Genomic DNA, 16,419 nt, shown 5'->3' with positions numbered 1-16,419 from the left:
AAACGAGGTATTCGCTTGCTAAAGGAACATCGAAGTCTTATTATTTTTCTCCTTCTTTTCTCTACTGTTCTTATTTGGTCGGCGATTCATCCGCATGATCGTTTTACGTGGTGGCTAGAAGTGATTCCGGCACTAATTGGTGTATTTATCTTATTGTTAACCTATCGTTTCTTTCAATTTACAATACTTGTTTATTTTTTAGTCCTTGTTCATGCTTCAATCTTATTTATTGGCGGTCACTATACATATGCTGAAATGCCGTTGTTTAATTGGTTTAGAGATATTTGGGACTTGGACCGCAATTATTATGACCGTCTTGGCCATTTTGCTCAAGGGTTTATTCCTGCGATTATTATCCGTGAATTATTGATAAGAACTTCTCCGTTGCGCGAATCCAAATGGCTGCCCGTCACGGTGATCTGCATATGTTTAGCCATTAGTGCAACCTATGAATTAGTCGAATTCACTGTGGCTTTGTTGACAGGAGAAGCAGCTGAGGCCTTCCTTGGCACTCAAGGGGATGTCTGGGATACCCAATGGGACATGCTATTAGCCTTAATTGGTAGTCTTATTTCTTACATTACTTTACGTAGCATTCATTCACGCCAGCTTCAAAAAATTGTAACGAGTGATTAAATCTAAACAAATAAAAACCCAGCAGAATCACATCTGCTGGGTTTTTATTATTTCTTCCATTGCTTTTGAACTTGTTCTAATGCAAGTTGGAATATTTCATCCTCTGAAGTTTCACGATTGGCGATAACATTTGTTAAATAGCTTTTTCCCTCAAAAGTTACTGTTACTTCTACTTGTACCATAAATAAAATCTCCTTTTCTATAAATAAAATAATTGGTTTTGTAATGTTATAAAATTACACAACGATTAAACGTATTTAACAATTTAAAAAATTATGACATGAATTGTTCGACAAACATTTCTAAAGTATTAAGTTTTGATATAATCATATTAGAAAAATTATAAAATGGAGGTTTCTAATTTCAATGTATTTTGAAGAGGTTAAAAAAGAAACGTTATATATTGCACTCGAGATGATTAACTCGAATCCCGAATATAATATTTTTGAAAATGGTAGAGAGGCCAGAACACTTGCTGACATGGAAGAAGAGTTCTTAAATCCTAATACAAACAGTGTCTTTATTAAGCTTGATGATACGTACATTGGAATAATTGATTACTTGATAGAAAATCCGAAAGACCATTACCCGTGGCTGGGTCTATTACTGCTGCATGGAGATTATCAAGGATATGGGTTCGGTGCACAGGCATTTGCAGTCTACGAAAATGAAATGCTAAAACGAGGTAAGAAAGCCGTTAGAATTGGTGTTTTAAAAGAGAACATCCGAGCGCAACGCTTTTGGGAAGCATTAGGATTTACCTATTATAATTCAGCAACCATGAAAAATGGAAGTGGTATTTTTTGTTATGAAAAACAAATTGGACAATAACTTCCAACTTGAAAGGTTATACTTCCAAATACATAAATTGCTCCGCAAAGAGTTGAACTTGGTCTTTGTCGATTTGGTTCTTTTTCAGTAGTGATTCTGCGATGACCACATTTGCCTGAATAGACGCATTTCTTTTTAAATCCCGTATGGACACATCTCCGTTTAATAAAAGGATTGCTTTTTCTTTAATGTCTTGATTCTTAGATGATTTGTATAATAGGTAGGCAATGCATGTTACCTTATCCACAATTAACACTCCTCTATAATCAAAAATAACATTTTTTTACTATTTCGACGAGAAGCAACGTTTTTCCTGCTAATATTCTGAAAATTCATCAAAAACTTTGGAGATTATGTTTTTTTTATAAGAATCTTGGATATATGGTCTATTAATCAGAAAATTCAAATAAATTATAATAAAGAATCTTCGCGGGGGCGGTTGTTAATGTTTGAATTTAAGGAAGAAAAACTTTCTGGATTTGAGGTGGTTAAATCAATTGCCAAAAATGGTTTTCACATTAATGATGTCAAATATGAAAGCCCTTTCAAAGGCAAGGTTTCTGCCTTTCTATTCATACCTGATAAACTCGGCCCTCTTCCTGCAGTCATTTATATGCACCCAAGTCAAGGAGATAGAAAAACATTTTTCTGTGAAGCCCAAATTCTAGCTACCAAGGGCTATATTACCCTGCTTATTGAAGCCCAATACTTAAGAGGGAATGGAAATCAAAAGTTACAAGGAAAGAACGAGTTTTCAAAAACCATTGAAGAAATAGCAGATATTCAAAAATACATTCAAACAGTAATGGATATAAAAAGGGGAATCACATTGCTTAGTGAGCTAGGGCATGTGGATAAATCCAAGATTGCTTTTGTCGGTCAAGGCATAGGGGCAGCGTGGGGTGGAATTCTTTCAGGTATTGATCCTCGCATAAAAACTTTTATTCTGATCTCTGGATATGGGCAAGTGTCAGAGATGCAAATGACAAGTGAGCATCCATTAGCCATGCTAATTCGTGGCTTTTTACCTCCTGAACGATTCGAATATTTTATATCGAGTCTTAAGAAATTGGATGCGATTCATTATGTTAAAAATGCTTCGCCAGCATCAATATTTTTCCAATTTGCCGAAAATGACGAATACATCGATCGAGACCAAGCTAGCTCTTTTTATTCAATCGCCAGCTCTCCTAAAAAAATCAGTTGGTATGATACGAATCATTTATTTTCCAACTGTGAAGATGCACTTTATGACCGGATAAAATGGCTGAATGTCCTATTTACTGGACAGAATACTATCTTATCAAAAGAGTCGACAACGAATTAAAAAATTACTTTTAAAACGGAAATCTTGTTGAATATTGCTAATTTGATATGATTTTTATATAATATTGAAGGGATAAAAGAAAAACGATGATAGTATTGTGGAATATTACCTTTCGTCCCAATTGGGATGGAAGGTTTTTTACTTTTTTACATAAGATTTAGGAGGAAAATCAATGAAACAGGCCTTAATTAAGGACTTATACAGAAATACCGAAAGCTATGTTGATCAAAAGGTAGAATTATCCGGCTGGATTCGTACCATTCGTGATTCCAAAACTTTTGGGTTCATTGAATTAAATGATGGCAGCTTTTTTAAAGGTGTACAAATTGTATTTGATGAACAGTTAGCGAACTTTAAGGAAATTGCCAAACTCCCAATCAGCTCCTCTATTAGGGTGAAAGGGGATTTTATTCATACTCCACAAGCAAAGCAGCCTTTTGAAATTAAAGCAACTGACATTGTGATTGAAGGTACGTCTAATGTGGATTATCCATTGCAAAAGAAAAAGCATTCGTTTGAATACTTACGAACAATTGCTCATTTACGACCAAGGACAAATACGTTTTCAGCCGTTTTTCGTGTAAGATCGCTTGCATCCTATGCGCTTCATAAATTTTTCCAAGATAAAGGGTTTGTGTACGTTCATTCACCAATCATTACCGGCAGTGACACTGAAGGTGCGGGGGAAATGTTCCGAGTAACTACCTTAGATATGGACAATCTTCCAAAAAATGAAGAGGGCAAAACAGATCTTAGCAAGGATTTCTTTAATAAAGAAACCAATTTGACCGTAAGCGGGCAGTTGTCGGCTGAGGCGTTTGCTTTGGCATTCCGGAATGTCTATACCTTTGGCCCAACATTTAGAGCAGAAAACTCTAATACTGCAAGACATGCGGCAGAATTTTGGATGGTTGAGCCTGAAGTTGCCTTTGCTGAACTGCCAGATATTATGGATTTAGCTGAAGAAATGGTGAAATACGTAATTGGCTATGTATTAGAACAGGCTCCTGAAGAAATGAATTTCTTTAACAGCTTTATTGAAAAAGGTTTACTAGACCGTTTAAATAATGCCTATACGGCGGACTTTGGCCGTGTGACCTATACGGAAGCTATTGATATTTTACGGGAGTCCGGTGAAACGTTTGCGTATCCAGTTGAATGGGGCCTTGACTTGCAAACCGAGCATGAACGCTATTTAAGCGAAAAGGTATTTAAACGACCTGTATTTGTTACTGATTATCCAAAAGAAATCAAAGCTTTCTATATGAGACTAAATGAAGACAACAAAACAGTTGCGGCAACAGATTTATTAGTACCAGGAATTGGTGAATTGATAGGCGGCAGTCAGCGTGAAGAACGTGAAGAAATCTTAGCAGGTAAAATAAATGAACTTGGCATGACTGAAGAAGATTACTGGTGGTACCTGGAATTAAGGAAGTATGGCGGCACAAAACATTCAGGTTATGGTATTGGTTTTGAGCGTTTAATTATGTATCTAACAGGAATGACTAATATTAGAGACGTTATTCCGTTCCCAAGAACAACAGGGAATGCTGAGTTTTAATTAAAAGGCTGTGTTAAAGGTTAATGTTGTTTTTAGCACTCTGTTGCTCTTCGTTTCAGGCACGAAGACTCCTGCGGGAGTACGGGGCAGGGGAGACCCCGCAGGAGCAAAGCGACGAGGAGGCTCCCCGGCACGCCCGCGGAAAGCGAAGTGCCTGGAACGGAAATCAACAGACAAGTTTAACACAGCCAATTTAAAAGAGAAGACCAGTTTAAAAACTGGTCTTCTCTTTTTTGATATTATTGGTCCTTTAATTCCTCTTCGAAAAAGAATGTTTCTGGGTGTTCTTTAACGATATAAGAATATCTTTTCATGTTTTTTACATATTGTGATTTTAGAATGGTGACGACTTCGCCAGTTTCAATAATATTTACAGATTGTCCGTTTTTGTATAGATTGGTTGAGTTTTTCACTTTAACACCCCTTTACCTATTCCTTAGTTAGTATATCATAAAATCCTTAACCCATTGCTATCTTATTGGATAATTAAACCCAAATGGAATTCTTAAAGCCCACTTCCTTTCAAAACAAAACGTAATGTGTTATGCTTTAAAGAAAGTGAGGTGTCATATTGACAAATTATAAGGCAAGAAAAAGTAACCTCAAAGAATTACTATCCAAAAACGGTATGGACTTGGAAAGTTTGGAAAGGAATACAAATATTCCACAAACTCAACTCAACGACTACTTGTCAAAGAAAGTAATGAGCTTAAATACTGCGATGACCATTTCCAAAGAATTGAATTGCCGCATTGAAGATTTATATATTTGGTCTTCAGAGGAGAAGAAAGCATAGAAGCATAAAAACAGACTCAAACATAGAGTCTGTTTTTTCTTTGAAAAAAATAGTACGCATTTTTGCGTACTATTTCAATTAGAATTATTGGTTTAAGTCACATTCCTTTAAAGGAATTACTTTGGTTTTTTTAGTGAATTTATATCCTAACCATACAAGTAAGAATAATGGCAGGCCGATATACGAGACTAATACTCCATTCCAATCAATTTGATCACCCATAAATGCTGAATAGTTTTGTCCTAAGACAACAAATCCACATACAAGAAAAGCAAAGATTGGACCAAATGGGAAGAGTTTGGATTTATATGGTAATAAGCTTAAATCTTTACCTTGGGCAATAAATGCCTTTCGGAAACGATAATGACATACAGCAATCCCAAGCCAAGCAATAAAGCCAGACATCCCTGATGCATTTAATAACCAGACATATACTGTTCCGTCACCAAAGAATGATGCAAGGAAAGCGAGTGTGCCCACTAAAGTTGTTGCGATTAAGGCGTTAACTGGAACGCCTCTTTTGTTTAATTTACCAAGGAATTTTGGGGCTTTACCTTGACGGGCTAAATCCCAAAGCATACGGGTTGATGCATACATGCCTGAATTTCCTGCTGATAAAACGGCAGTTAAGATTACTGCATTCATGATTGATGCAGCGAAAGCGATTCCTGCCTTTTGGAAAACCAAAGTAAATGGGCTCACAGTAACATCGCCATTTGCTAAATTGTCGTTTGTATAAGGTATAAGAAGACCGATGACCAAAATCGCCAATATATAAAATAATAAAATACGCCAAAACACTTGTTTTACTGCACGTGGGATGGCTTTCTTTGGATCCTCTGTTTCACCTGCTGCCACACCCAAAAGTTCTGTTCCTTGAAAGGAAAAGCCTGCAGCCATAAAGATGCCTAGCATCGACAAAAACCCACCGTGGAACGGTGCATCACCAATCGTGAAGTTTTTGAAGCCAGGTGCTTCGTTACCCATGATACCAATAATCATTAACGTCCCAGTAACAACAAAAATAATAACTGTTACCACTTTGATTAAGGAAAACCAATATTCTGCCTCTCCAAAACCTTTGACAGAAAGGTAGTTTAAGAGAAACATAATCACTAAAAAGATACCACTCCAAATAAATGACGGTGTATCTGGAAACCAAAATTTCATGATCATCGTTACAGCAGCTAATTCTGCAGCAATGGTAATGGCCCAGTTATACCAATAGTTCCAGCCTAGTGCAAAGCCAAGGGATGGGTCGACAAATTTGGTGGCATACGTACTAAAGCTTCCTGCAACGGGCATATAGGCACCCATTTCAGCTAAACCTTGCATCAAAAAGAAAACCATGACACCAATAACAAGATAGGATAGAATGGCTCCGCCAGGTCCTGCACTATGGATGGCGCCGCCGCTGGCAAGAAAAAGTCCTGTTCCAATCGTTCCGCCAAGGGAAATCATAGTGAGGTGACGAGATTTTAACCCTCTTTTTAATTCCGATGGAGCTTTTTGTATTGTTAAATCACTTGTATATTCAGACTCTTTTAATACTCTAGCAGTTTGCATAGTCTTGACTCCTCTTTTCTTCTTTTTTTCGAGAAGGAGTTTGGAATACAAAAAATGCCATCGAGGAATAATCGATGGCATTGTCAATACCCCGCATCATACCTTCCGAAAGATAGCTCAACACGATTAGCTGGTAGAAATAATCGTGACAGTTCTGTTCCTATTTGAAGACAGACCCAGCATGCTTTTTGAAGAGTAAAAGCACACTTCGGCAGTTTTTCCTTTTAAGTAGAGTCATGAATGTCTCTCACATCTCGTCCACTTTACTAATAAAAACCGCGACCTCTACCTCATCGGTTTGATGAGGATTTATTATATGAAATTAAATATATTAATATAGTAAATGAGTTTTTATAGAATTGTCAATATGTAATTTTCTAATCAGTATTTATCAGATAATTTGTTTTTTTTAAATTAATTTTTTTATTTTACTTTAAGTGAGAGTATCGGTATTATTTTGAATTAGAATTGACGCCTGTTCGTATTAGGAGGATTTTTACCATGCAGATTGTTGGAATGATGTTGGGATCTCTAATTATTGTGGTTGCGTTTAACCTTTTCTTAATCCCACATGAAGTATTGAGCAGTGGATTAAGTGGAATTTCAATGATATTAGGGATGATCTCACCGGTGAATACTGGAGTGGCAAATTTCCTGCTAAATTTTCCTTTGTTAATTATTGGATATAAAATGTTAGGAAAAAGATTTATCGTGAATTCGATCTTTTCGGTTATTGTTATCTCGATAGGACTGTATGTAATTCCCGTATTTGCTATCGCAGATGATAGAATTCTTTCATCTATTTTTGGTGGTGCGTTAACGGGCTTAGGTGTAGGAATAGTTTTCCGTTGTTCCGGATCGACTGGGGGATTTGACATTATTGGCATGATCGTAGCCAGAAAAAGGGATTTTCCAATTGGTACGTTACTTTCAGGCATGAATGCGGTAGTTATTATGATCAGTGGATTTTTGTTCGATTGGGATTCTGCACTTTATACCTTAGTATCTATTTTTGTGACCGGTAAAGTAGTCGATGCAATCTATACGGATCATGCAAAATTAACTCTAATGATCATTACTGATAAAGGTGAAGAGATGAGGAATCATTTACTAAAAAATTTGTATCGAGGCTTAACTGTTTTGGACGGTGTTGGCGGATACTCAAATAGCCAGCGGAATGTATTGATAACAGTCATTTCCAGATATGAACTGAATGAAGTGAAAAACTTAATCACGGAAGTCGATTCACGTGCCTTTGTTAATATTACAGAAACGATTGAAGTGATGGGGCTGTTTCATCGGCCAAGTCCATAAAAAAGGCTTGCATCTATTAAATAGATGCAAGCCTTTTTGTTTATTAGTTGTTAATATACTTTTCGAATACATAGCCGAAGTCTTTGACTATATATTGCTTTTTACTGTCTTCTAACCATTGAAAAGCTGCTTGATTAAGCATTTTGAATTGTACAACCAAATTACTGTCTGCACTTGTAACACGACCTAAAGTAGTGGAGGCAACATCTAAGCTTTGTTTAGCAAACTGAAGGGAAATTTCATTTTCATGTGATATTTCTGAAATTTTAATTAGGGCTTTATATAAATCCTTAATTTCCTCAATATGTTTTTTATGTACATCAATGGAGAAAGGTACAGAACCAATTTTAAATTTAATTTCGACGTCAAGGTCAACTGTTCCAGCTGTTTCAAGATAAACGTCTGAGATTCGGTTGGTAGCATAACTATAACGATGGAGCATCCGCTTTTTGCTGGTTGCACTTGTTCCATTTAAATGGATAAGAGCATTGTTGGTAAAGCAATATTCATCTGATTTGGATTTGATAAGAAAATAAATTTTTTCATTGTCTTCATGCATGACATAATCGTCTGCGTCTACCTTGTCATAATTCTCTGGTTTAATAACAGCACCCACATCACTTAAACCTAAAATATCGGCAGCTACTTTTCCAAACATGGATCTCAACCTCACTTTTTTTAGTAATCTTTTCTTTTTACGAATGGGGGATAAGAAAGTTTCATCTGTATCCAAAAAACTTTATGCGTAAAAAAAGTTTGTATACATATGAACTCAATAAAAATTACAACTTGATAGTTCCCCTATTATAATGGAAAATACACTATATACATATTAAAAATGTAATAGAAGGAGTAGAGATTATTGCGGCCGATTATTTTAGGTATCTTAGCGGCTTTCTTTTTTGCATTTACATTTATCCTCAACAGATCGATGGACCAGGCAGGGGGCAGCTGGATTTGGAGTGCATCTTTAAGGTATTTCTTTATGGTCCCTTTTTTACTTATTATTGTCATTGGAAGAAAAAATCTTAAACCCTTGCTTTGGGATATGAAAAAAAATCCAGGTAGTTGGCTATTATGGAGTTCGGTTGGTTTTGGATTATTTTATGGCCCTATTTGTTTTTCTGCAGCATATGCCCCAGGGTGGCTCATTGCAGCTACTTGGCAGGTAACGATTATCTCAGGGTCTTTGCTGGCGCCATTTTTTTACGAACGGGTTATGACTGAAAAAGGTCCAATCCAGCAAAAGGGAAAAATCCCATTTAAGGGCTTGGGGATGTCAGTGATAATCCTATTAGGAATTATCTTGATCCAAATGGAACAGGCCAATCAAATATCAATTGGTGCGATTTCCCTGGGTGTTCTTCCTGTGCTGATTGCTTCATTTGCTTATCCACTAGGAAACCGAAAAATGATGGATATATGTGGCGGACGGCTGGATGTCTTCCAACGTGTATTAGGGATGACCTTAGCTAGTCTTCCATTATGGATTGTTTTATCGATTTATGGGCTATTTACGATTGGCACACCAAGCAAAGGGCAAATAATCCAATCCGGACTTGTTGCTGTAACCTCAGGAGTCGTTGCCACCATTTTATTTTTTAAAGCAACCGATCTTGTTAGAGGAAATATGCAGAAACTTGCGGCCGTTGAGGCGACACAATCTGTGGAGGTATTATTTGCAGTTCTTGGAGAAATATTATTACTAAACAGCACCTTCCCGACGCTTCTATCTTGGTGGGGTATGGGATTGGTCATGGTTGGTATGATCCTGCACAGCTTTTTTTCACATAAAAGTAACCAGAAAAATATTCAGAATGAACAATCGCTAAAAATGAATAGTTAGAAATGATTAATCCTTATCAAATAAGCTTGATAAGGATTTTATATTGCTGCTTTTAGTGAAATTAACCGTTTAAATAAGGACTTAAGACATCTATGGTTTCTTGAATCTTCTCTGCATTACGCTTATACATTGCTTTTGATTTTTCACAATCGGTCTCAAGCGAAAAGATCTCTAAATCAGCCTGAATTTTTTTTAAGGTAGCAAGTAGTAGTGGACGTTGTGCGGGAGCTGGAACTTGAATTTTATCATCATATAGATCTACCGTGAGTTCTCCGTATGAATCCACTTGTCCTAGGAATACATTATCAAGTGTTACATCTAGTTTTTCTAACTCTGAATATAACCAGCCTCTGCCTTGTCCTGCACATCTTAACGATTCATCAACAATATTTCCATCCATGATAACCGTTTGTGGTTCTTTCTCATTCGGCATTTTCATTTTTAAATCTTTGGGCGTAAGTGGTTGGTTTTCTTTTTTTAATAATGCACTTAAATTTCCTCGCGGTTCCAACACTGCGAATTCTACATCAGCAAATTTAAAAATATTCTTCTGTCTAAGAAGAGCCGATAATTCATCGATGGTATATTTTTCTTTTTTTAAGTTTTCTTCTAAAATTTTTCCGTCCTTAATAACGACAGTACTTTTTCCCTCAGCAAAATCACTAAACTTTTTACTTTTTATAGCTAAAAAATTCACTAGAAAAGTTACGAATCCAAAAACAATAAGTGCCAGTGCACCATGGAACATATTACCTTCCAAACCCGTTACGACTTCTCCGGCAATACTTCCAATGGTAATACCTGCAACATATTCAAAGAATGACAGTTCAGATATTTGTTTCTTACCTAGTACTTTGGTGGTAATAAATAAGAGTACCAAGAAGACTAACGAACGGACTATTATAAAAACCCAATCTGGCATCATTTCTCACCTCAAGATTTATGACCCTTTGTATTGGGGTTCATGTCGTTCAAGTTCTAATACACGGTACTGGAGATCCTTCTTTACTTCTCCAACCGTTAACATGGCTTGATTAAATGTAGCTTGTGCTTCAGTGTCTAAAGAGTTTAGCGCGAAGGAAGCCAGTTGTGCTTCGATTCCTTTCATAGTAGCTAGACATTGCTTAACATTTGAAGCGATGGTCACAAGTAAACTTCCTTTCATAAGGGAATCTATATATCAAAAAGGGGTTGGCAAAAATGCCAACCTAAAACTGCATTTTATTGATTATATTGAGGCTCTTCATTGAGAATTTCTTGAAGGCGCGGTTCAAGGCTATCAAGAACAGATTGAGTCTGTTGTGCCGCTTGTTGATAAAGTTGCTTTGCATTTTGGTTATCAGTTGCTAGTGCAAAGGTTTCAAAACTTGCCTGAGCACTTTTTAGTCCTGCCAATGCTTGTTTTACTTGTGTTCCAACTGTCATAAGTAATCCTTCTTTCGTTATATATTTGAAATACAAAAATAGTATGCGGATATTTTCGGTGGTTATGTATTAAAACAATCGGATAAAAATCCCAATTATCAAGATATTAAGGTAAGGAAAATTCCGAATATTCGAGAAACCTTTTTTTGTAGTCTTCGTCAAATGTATACTGGGGACTCATGGAGGGATATTATTGCTATTAATAAAGAAAAAAGAGTCGACTGAGGACAATCATGTAAAACTGATTGCGTATACGATTATTTTGTACATATGCAGCATTTTTGTGCCATTTATTGTGGTGCCATCATACCAAAGTATGGTTTATTATTCTCGATCGCAATGGTTTTTTTCGACGCCATTTTCTGCATATATCACTTTTATGGGTGGGATGATTTATATCGCAGTCATTTTAACTCTCTACCTAATTTTTAGACAGCAATGGGAAGGTATTTGGTTTAAAGTGGTTTTGGGGGTAATGATTCTAGCTAGTATCCCCGCGTTTATCTTAAGCGTTACCAACTATTATTATTTGGATAACGAGGGTATTCATTATAATACATTGAAAAGCCTAAAAGAAAAGGAATATAGATGGGATCATATTTCAAAAGTATATATTCTATACAGAAACCACCAAGGTACAACCAGTTTTTATCAATATCGATTTGAGATGCCAGATGGCAGTGAAATAACGATTCCTAGTAATGATAAATTGGTTGAACATAAATGGCGAGTGGAAAATAAAATAAAAGAAAACAAAATTCCTACTACTGATAATTTTAAAGATCCAATAGTGGATTAATAAAAAAGTCTTCCTTCAAAACCTCTGAAGGAAGACTTTTTTTCATGTAAGTACATGTTCTAAAATAAGTGGCTGCAATGCTTTTGTTTGATCAAAGAAGATAAAACTGTCGTACCGCTGACCCATCTTTGAGGGAACATAATTACCGAAATGTTCATATTCTGGCCTATAAACCACACCTATTGCACGATGACCAATGGTGGTCGAAAACTCATCACGGTTCTGATCGGTAAAAAGTAAATATTTATTAGTCGGACTGGTCTTATGCATTAGGGATTCCCAACTGCCGAATTGAGCAGGAGGTACCTGCATGATTTGAACGTCTTTACCCCATTCAGAAGATGCAACCACCGTACCAGTATAGGTCCCGAATCCGACGATAAATACATTTTCCATACCATTTTGTTCTCTAATAATCTGGCCGACATTTACCATTCCTTCTTCTTTCATGTCGGTTGCTCTGGCATCACCGACATGGGTATTATGCTCCCAGATGATTGCTTTCGCATGATCTCCATAAAAATTCATCACGGAGTTGAGGGCTTCAACCATGTGGTGGTCACGGACATTCCATGATTTCGAGTCACTTTTAACCATTGTCCTGTAATATTCTTCAGCATTTGCGGTGACAAGGGCGTTTACCTCCATATTCAGGCTGCTTTCCTGATTGTCTGCAAACTTCCATTTATTTTTCTGGATGGAGGCTAGAAGTTCGAGTGCTTCTCTCGTACAGTCTTCAGAGAGATATCCAGCCGAAACAGCGTATGATTCATGATTGCGGTTGAAGGGTTCAAAACACGAAAAAGCTTTTTTCGCGGCTTGAAGACTCCTGGAATTCGTTTTTTCTAAATAGCGAATTATTTCATCCATACTTTCCCAAAGACTATAGACATCCAAACCATAAAAACCAACTGTTTGAGAAAGATTAGTTTGTTGATTATAATCCTTCAGCCACTCAATAAGTCCGATCATTTCTTGGTTTGCCCACATCCAAGTAGGCCAGCGATTAAAGCTTTCCAATACTCTCCGAACGTCGTTCGTCGAATGGTTAAAGCCCTTAATGTATTGATTGATACTCTGGCATGAGGGCCAATCACCCTCAACTGCAATAAAAGAGAATCCTTTTTCTTTAATTAATCTTTTGGATAGCTCTGCTCGGAGTGAATAAAACTCTGAGGTTCCGTGAGAAGATTCCCCTAGGAGCACATATTTTGCATCACCAATTGCATCGATTAATGGATCGAGATCATCAGTTGTGTTAAAAGGCTTCGCGTATTTATTAATAGCTTTAAGCATAAGATGTTACGCATCCTTTCCATCATACTTAAAGATAATTTACCCCTCTCTACAAGCACTTAAATATCCAATAATTCACATATTTGACACATACAGTCCGTAAATTCAAAAAATTCCGTGTTATAATTTAATTGTAAAAGATGGAATAAACATTAACCTCTTAGGAGGCTCAACCATACGTGTTCGTTCCGTTTTGTGAACGAGTAGTAAGGTCAATCCTTAACAATCATTTGGCAAGTGGAGCGATTGTTTTCCCTCTATGGAAAGGCGAAATCGAAAAACAAAATCCTTTTATTATTGGTACCTATGTTATCCATAGAAAACCATATCAAAGGAAAATGTTTAAGATTTATCAATGTGAATTAGATTGAAGCCAACCAAAAAGGATAATTGCCAAGAAGCTGAAGAACCCAAATGGTGAAGTAATGAGTCTCTATCGGTAATACCGAAAAATTTGTTTCTTTTAGGAATTTGAATTCCATTAATTCCATGTGAATTAATTCCTTCAACGGAACAAACACACATTAGCTCATTGTTCAATGAACACCTCCATTTTAAGTTTGAAAAAGGCTAGGGGGATTGATAGTTGAAACACGATAGGCTAATGCATGGTTGGGTCTCCTAAGATGTAAATAAAACTAAGGAGTTACTTCATACACTGAGGTAGCTCCTTTTTACTTTTTTGTAAGGAAATAAAAGCATTTGATTATAATAAGCAGGATGAATCCGATATAATATAATTAGGAAATTATTTTTGAAAGGGGCCAGATAATGTCAGGAACGCAAGAATTGACTTTAATCGAACAGCAGGCAGAAATTATGGCGAAGATTCAGCATCGTAGATTAACGAAGAGAAAAATCCTTCAAAGAATTCTATTAATAACACTAGGTGCAGCCTTAATGGCTGTAGGACTAGAAATATTCCTTGTCCCTAATAATGTTATTGATGGTGGTATCACAGGAATTTCTATTATGCTTTCGTACGTAACAGGCTGGAAATTAGGGATGTTCCTCTTTATTCTAAATATACCTTTTTTCTTTATTGGTTATAAACAAATAGGGAAAACCTTCGCCTTATCCACTCTCTATGGAATCATTATACTTTCGATTGGAACCACCTTACTGCATCCAGTGCCAGCTTTTACACAAGATATTCTCCTTGCAACGGTATTTGGGGGTATTGTTCTTGGGATCGGAGTCGGTTTAGTCATTCGGTATGGTGGCTCATTGGATGGTACCGAGATTCTAGCTATTCTTTTTAATAAAAAGCTTCCTTTTTCTGTTGGGGAAATCATAATGTTTTTTAACCTCTTTATTCTAGCGTGTGCAGGTTTTGTATTCACTTGGGACCGTGCGATGTATTCGCTTATTGCCTATTTTGTAGCTTACAAAACGATTGATATTACCATTACAGGGCTTGATGAATCCAAATCGGTGTGGATTATTAGTGATAATGCAAAGCAGATCGGTGATGCAATTATGAATCGTCTCGGTCGTGGCGTCACTTATATAAATGGTGAGGGTGCATATTCAGGAGATGATAAAAAAGTTATCTTTTGCGTGATCAATCGTCTTGAGGAAGCAAAATTAAAGGAAATTGTGACTGAAAATGATGACAGTGCCTTTTTAGCTGTAGCAGATATTGCGGAGGTCCGTGGTGGAAGATTTAAGAAAAAAGATATCCATTAGTTAGAATAATCAATGGAATAAAGAATAAAGAAATATTTTATCGTTATGAGGACTTATTTGTGACGATGCATGTAGTATCTTTTGGAAACATGTCGGTTAATGTGGAATCAACGGGACGGTTAGATGGCAATTTGTCGTACCTTGCGCTTACCTAGGAAATAAAATTACAAAATATGAATTATTTCCAGAAAAGATGGCAGAATATCTGCCATCTTTTCGTTTGGAAAGCGCTTTCTTTCTTGTTTTAGAATAAAAGCTCGAAAACCTCGTTCAATTCATTCGCTCTTTTTTCATCCTGCTCCTCTTTAGCATAATTAATTTCTTTCGGGAGTATTTTATTTAGAAAATTGATTTCTTTTTGGTTTAAATCTCGAACAAAGGACCCTTCAGAGGTATAGTGGCCTTCCGATAATTTACGGTATATATGACCGCCTTCAGAATGATCATCTGTATAATTTGACAAGATTTCTCTTAAGTAACCCAACGTCTTATCCATTGTTTCAACACTCCTTTCATTTAATATTTTTGGGGCCAAACCTTATTTATATTCATCGGAAAAAAGTATAAAAAGAAAAAAGCCACTTCACCTATTGAGGAGAGAGGCCCTATCGTATTACTGTTTGGTGCAGGTTATTATTCGGTAACTTAAAATATCTTGATACTTTAAGACGATATTCCCATGTTCATTTAAAATTTGAAATAACTCAGGTTCGAAATTGTTCGAGAAATGAAAATCAGTGGAATGATTGCCATGACTTATATTCGTATTTTCTGTTTTTAAAACAATATCTTGGAATCCTGCCTGATTAAATAAATTTCGCCAATCTTCTTCCAACAATAAAGAATCCAGAGCATAAAACTTCATTATTTCGGATTCTTCGATCGGACTAAGTTTGGAGTTAATGGTCATTTCGTTGGCTATTAGACGTCCGCCTTTTTTTAAGACTCGAAAAAATTCACTAATGGCAGCGGGTTTGTTAACAAAGGCTAAAACAGATTCAGACAAAATAAAATCAAAAGTAGCATCGTTAAAGGGCAGTTTCTCAATCGACCCTTGAACCAACTTGATTGGTAAATTTAATGCCTGAAATCGCTTTTTTGCTTTTTCAATCATGATAGGGTTAATCTCCACGCCAACTACTTTTGCAAAATAATGCTGATATAAAAATGCAGCTGTTTGGCCAGTGCCGCATCCAGCATCTAGAATACGTGATTTATTTGTTATATCTTCATTCGACAAAATGTATTTTGTTAATGGAATTCCACCGGGATGTGCTCCACCCACACCAAATTTGGCTAAGAAGTCAAAATAAGTTAAACCTCCCATAAA

21 protein-coding genes and 1 riboswitch are annotated in these 16,419 nt (G+C 36.3%); of the genes, 9 read left to right on the top strand and 12 right to left on the bottom strand.

Annotation, left to right across the window (positions count from 1 at the left end; genetic code table 11):
• The first annotated feature begins 15 nt into the window (after positions 1-15).
• Positions 16-636, top strand: coding sequence for a DUF2238 domain-containing protein (locus QNH17_RS19415; protein WP_283874467.1), 621 nt, complete (start codon positions 16-18; stop codon positions 634-636).
• A gap of 47 nt (positions 637-683) precedes the next feature.
• On the opposite strand, the gene QNH17_RS19410 is transcribed toward QNH17_RS19415, so the two are convergent.
• Positions 684-818, bottom strand: a complete 135-nt coding sequence (locus QNH17_RS19410) for a BA3454 family stress response protein (protein ID WP_066256449.1) — start codon at positions 816-818, stop codon at positions 684-686.
• A gap of 184 nt (positions 819-1,002) precedes the next feature.
• Here QNH17_RS19410 and QNH17_RS19405 point away from each other — a divergent pair, with 184 nt between their 5' ends.
• Positions 1,003-1,467: a GNAT family N-acetyltransferase gene (locus tag QNH17_RS19405; RefSeq protein WP_283874463.1), complete on the top strand. Its 465-nt coding sequence runs from the start codon at positions 1,003-1,005 to the stop codon at positions 1,465-1,467.
• A 16-nt stretch (positions 1,468-1,483) separates the two neighbouring features.
• Here QNH17_RS19405 and QNH17_RS19400 read toward each other — a convergent pair whose 3' ends face one another.
• A complete protein-coding gene (locus QNH17_RS19400) occupies positions 1,484-1,714 on the bottom strand; it encodes a hypothetical protein (RefSeq protein ID WP_283874462.1) in 231 nt (76 codons plus the stop codon).
• Positions 1,715-1,912: 198 nt separating this feature from the next.
• On the opposite strand from QNH17_RS19400, the gene QNH17_RS19395 reads away from it, so the two are divergent.
• A complete protein-coding gene (locus tag QNH17_RS19395; protein ID WP_283874461.1) occupies positions 1,913-2,794 on the top strand; it encodes an alpha/beta hydrolase in 882 nt (293 codons plus the stop codon).
• A 172-nt stretch (positions 2,795-2,966) separates the two neighbouring features.
• Entirely contained in the window at positions 2,967-4,358 is a 1,392-nt protein-coding gene (gene asnS, locus QNH17_RS19390) for an asparagine--tRNA ligase (RefSeq protein ID WP_283874460.1), read from the top strand.
• 239 nt (positions 4,359-4,597) lie between these two features.
• On the opposite strand, the gene QNH17_RS19385 is transcribed toward asnS, so the two are convergent.
• Entirely contained in the window at positions 4,598-4,771 is a 174-nt protein-coding gene (locus tag QNH17_RS19385) for a hypothetical protein (RefSeq protein WP_180230150.1), read from the bottom strand.
• A gap of 158 nt (positions 4,772-4,929) precedes the next feature.
• Here QNH17_RS19385 and QNH17_RS19380 point away from each other — a divergent pair, with 158 nt between their 5' ends.
• Positions 4,930-5,154 carry a helix-turn-helix domain-containing protein gene (locus tag QNH17_RS19380; RefSeq protein ID WP_283874456.1) on the top strand — a complete coding sequence of 75 codons (225 nt, stop codon included), beginning with the start codon at positions 4,930-4,932 and terminating at the stop codon, positions 5,152-5,154.
• A gap of 84 nt (positions 5,155-5,238) precedes the next feature.
• Here the strand turns inward: QNH17_RS19380 and QNH17_RS19375 are convergent, their stop codons facing one another.
• Positions 5,239-6,720, bottom strand: a complete 1,482-nt coding sequence (locus QNH17_RS19375; protein WP_283874454.1) for an amino acid permease — start codon at positions 6,718-6,720, stop codon at positions 5,239-5,241.
• Positions 6,721-6,825: 105 nt separating this feature from the next.
• Positions 6,826-7,016: riboswitch (Lysine riboswitch) on the bottom strand.
• A 205-nt stretch (positions 7,017-7,221) separates the two neighbouring features.
• Between QNH17_RS19375 and QNH17_RS19370 the strand changes: the two genes are divergently transcribed.
• Positions 7,222-8,034, top strand: coding sequence for a YitT family protein (locus tag QNH17_RS19370; protein ID WP_283874453.1), 813 nt, complete (start codon positions 7,222-7,224; stop codon positions 8,032-8,034).
• A gap of 43 nt (positions 8,035-8,077) precedes the next feature.
• Here the strand turns inward: QNH17_RS19370 and QNH17_RS19365 are convergent, their stop codons facing one another.
• Complete coding sequence (locus QNH17_RS19365) at positions 8,078-8,692, bottom strand: PH domain-containing protein (RefSeq protein ID WP_283874452.1); 615 nt, start codon at positions 8,690-8,692, stop codon at positions 8,078-8,080.
• 204 nt (positions 8,693-8,896) lie between these two features.
• Between QNH17_RS19365 and QNH17_RS19360 the strand changes: the two genes are divergently transcribed.
• Positions 8,897-9,880: a DMT family transporter gene (locus QNH17_RS19360; protein WP_283874450.1), complete on the top strand. Its 984-nt coding sequence runs from the start codon at positions 8,897-8,899 to the stop codon at positions 9,878-9,880.
• A 61-nt stretch (positions 9,881-9,941) separates the two neighbouring features.
• On the opposite strand, the gene QNH17_RS19355 is transcribed toward QNH17_RS19360, so the two are convergent.
• The 3 genes from QNH17_RS19355 to QNH17_RS19345 all read right to left on the bottom strand — a co-directional run bounded on the left by QNH17_RS19355 (position 9,942) and on the right by QNH17_RS19345 (position 11,305).
• Entirely contained in the window at positions 9,942-10,802 is an 861-nt protein-coding gene (locus QNH17_RS19355; RefSeq protein WP_283879550.1) for a DUF421 domain-containing protein, read from the bottom strand.
• Positions 10,803-10,820: 18 nt separating this feature from the next.
• Complete coding sequence (locus tag QNH17_RS19350) at positions 10,821-11,027, bottom strand: DUF1657 domain-containing protein (protein ID WP_283874448.1); 207 nt, start codon at positions 11,025-11,027, stop codon at positions 10,821-10,823.
• A 74-nt stretch (positions 11,028-11,101) separates the two neighbouring features.
• Positions 11,102-11,305, bottom strand: coding sequence for a DUF1657 domain-containing protein (locus tag QNH17_RS19345; RefSeq protein ID WP_026563681.1), 204 nt, complete (start codon positions 11,303-11,305; stop codon positions 11,102-11,104).
• Between the two features lie 193 nt (positions 11,306-11,498).
• Between QNH17_RS19345 and QNH17_RS19340 the strand changes: the two genes are divergently transcribed.
• Entirely contained in the window at positions 11,499-12,104 is a 606-nt protein-coding gene (locus QNH17_RS19340) for a hypothetical protein (RefSeq protein WP_283874445.1), read from the top strand.
• A 42-nt stretch (positions 12,105-12,146) separates the two neighbouring features.
• Here the strand turns inward: QNH17_RS19340 and QNH17_RS19335 are convergent, their stop codons facing one another.
• Complete coding sequence (locus tag QNH17_RS19335) at positions 12,147-13,400, bottom strand: erythromycin esterase family protein (protein ID WP_283874443.1); 1,254 nt, start codon at positions 13,398-13,400, stop codon at positions 12,147-12,149.
• Positions 13,401-13,742: 342 nt separating this feature from the next.
• Positions 13,743-13,940 carry a hypothetical protein gene (locus QNH17_RS19330; RefSeq protein WP_283874441.1) on the bottom strand — a complete coding sequence of 66 codons (198 nt, stop codon included), beginning with the start codon at positions 13,938-13,940 and terminating at the stop codon, positions 13,743-13,745.
• 279 nt (positions 13,941-14,219) lie between these two features.
• Between QNH17_RS19330 and QNH17_RS19325 the strand changes: the two genes are divergently transcribed.
• A complete protein-coding gene (locus tag QNH17_RS19325; protein ID WP_481858632.1) occupies positions 14,220-15,089 on the top strand; it encodes a YitT family protein in 870 nt (289 codons plus the stop codon).
• Between the two features lie 244 nt (positions 15,090-15,333).
• On the opposite strand, the gene QNH17_RS19320 is transcribed toward QNH17_RS19325, so the two are convergent.
• Entirely contained in the window at positions 15,334-15,585 is a 252-nt protein-coding gene (locus tag QNH17_RS19320; protein ID WP_283874437.1) for a sigma-G-dependent sporulation-specific acid-soluble spore protein CsgA, read from the bottom strand.
• A gap of 117 nt (positions 15,586-15,702) precedes the next feature.
• A complete protein-coding gene (locus QNH17_RS19315) occupies positions 15,703-16,416 on the bottom strand; it encodes a class I SAM-dependent methyltransferase (RefSeq protein WP_283874435.1) in 714 nt (237 codons plus the stop codon).
• Positions 16,417-16,419 lie beyond the last annotated feature (3 nt).

Origin of the sequence: Neobacillus sp. SuZ13 (assembly GCF_030123365.1) — a bacterium.
In the GTDB taxonomy this organism is placed as follows: domain Bacteria; phylum Bacillota; class Bacilli; order Bacillales; family Cytobacillaceae; genus Neobacillus.
This window is presented reverse-complemented; position numbering and strand designations above follow the sequence as displayed.

Bases quoted from the DNA above. Each gene is read 5' to 3' on its own strand.
- QNH17_RS19410 (WP_066256449.1), bottom strand. From the start codon at position 818: ATGGTACAAGTAGAAGTAACAGTAACTTTTGAGGGAAAAAGCTATTTA.
- QNH17_RS19405 (WP_283874463.1), top strand. From the start codon at position 1,003: ATGTATTTTGAAGAGGTTAAAAAAGAAACGTTATATATTGCACTCGAG.
- QNH17_RS19395 (WP_283874461.1), top strand. From the start codon at position 1,913: ATGTTTGAATTTAAGGAAGAAAAACTTTCTGGATTTGAGGTGGTTAAA.
- asnS (WP_283874460.1), top strand. From the start codon at position 2,967: ATGAAACAGGCCTTAATTAAGGACTTATACAGAAATACCGAAAGCTAT.
- QNH17_RS19375 (WP_283874454.1), bottom strand. From the start codon at position 6,720: ATGCAAACTGCTAGAGTATTAAAAGAGTCTGAATATACAAGTGATTTA.
- QNH17_RS19370 (WP_283874453.1), top strand. From the start codon at position 7,222: ATGCAGATTGTTGGAATGATGTTGGGATCTCTAATTATTGTGGTTGCG.
- QNH17_RS19365 (WP_283874452.1), bottom strand. From the start codon at position 8,692: ATGTTTGGAAAAGTAGCTGCCGATATTTTAGGTTTAAGTGATGTGGGT.
- QNH17_RS19355 (WP_283879550.1), bottom strand. From the start codon at position 10,802: ATGCCAGATTGGGTTTTTATAATAGTCCGTTCGTTAGTCTTCTTGGTA.
- QNH17_RS19345 (WP_026563681.1), bottom strand. From the start codon at position 11,305: ATGACAGTTGGAACACAAGTAAAACAAGCATTGGCAGGACTAAAAAGT.
- QNH17_RS19335 (WP_283874443.1), bottom strand. From the start codon at position 13,400: ATGCTTAAAGCTATTAATAAATACGCGAAGCCTTTTAACACAACTGAT.
- QNH17_RS19325 (WP_481858632.1), top strand. From the start codon at position 14,220: ATGGCGAAGATTCAGCATCGTAGATTAACGAAGAGAAAAATCCTTCAA.
- QNH17_RS19320 (WP_283874437.1), bottom strand. From the start codon at position 15,585: ATGGATAAGACGTTGGGTTACTTAAGAGAAATCTTGTCAAATTATACA.
- QNH17_RS19315 (WP_283874435.1), bottom strand. From the start codon at position 16,416: ATGGGAGGTTTAACTTATTTTGACTTCTTAGCCAAATTTGGTGTGGGT.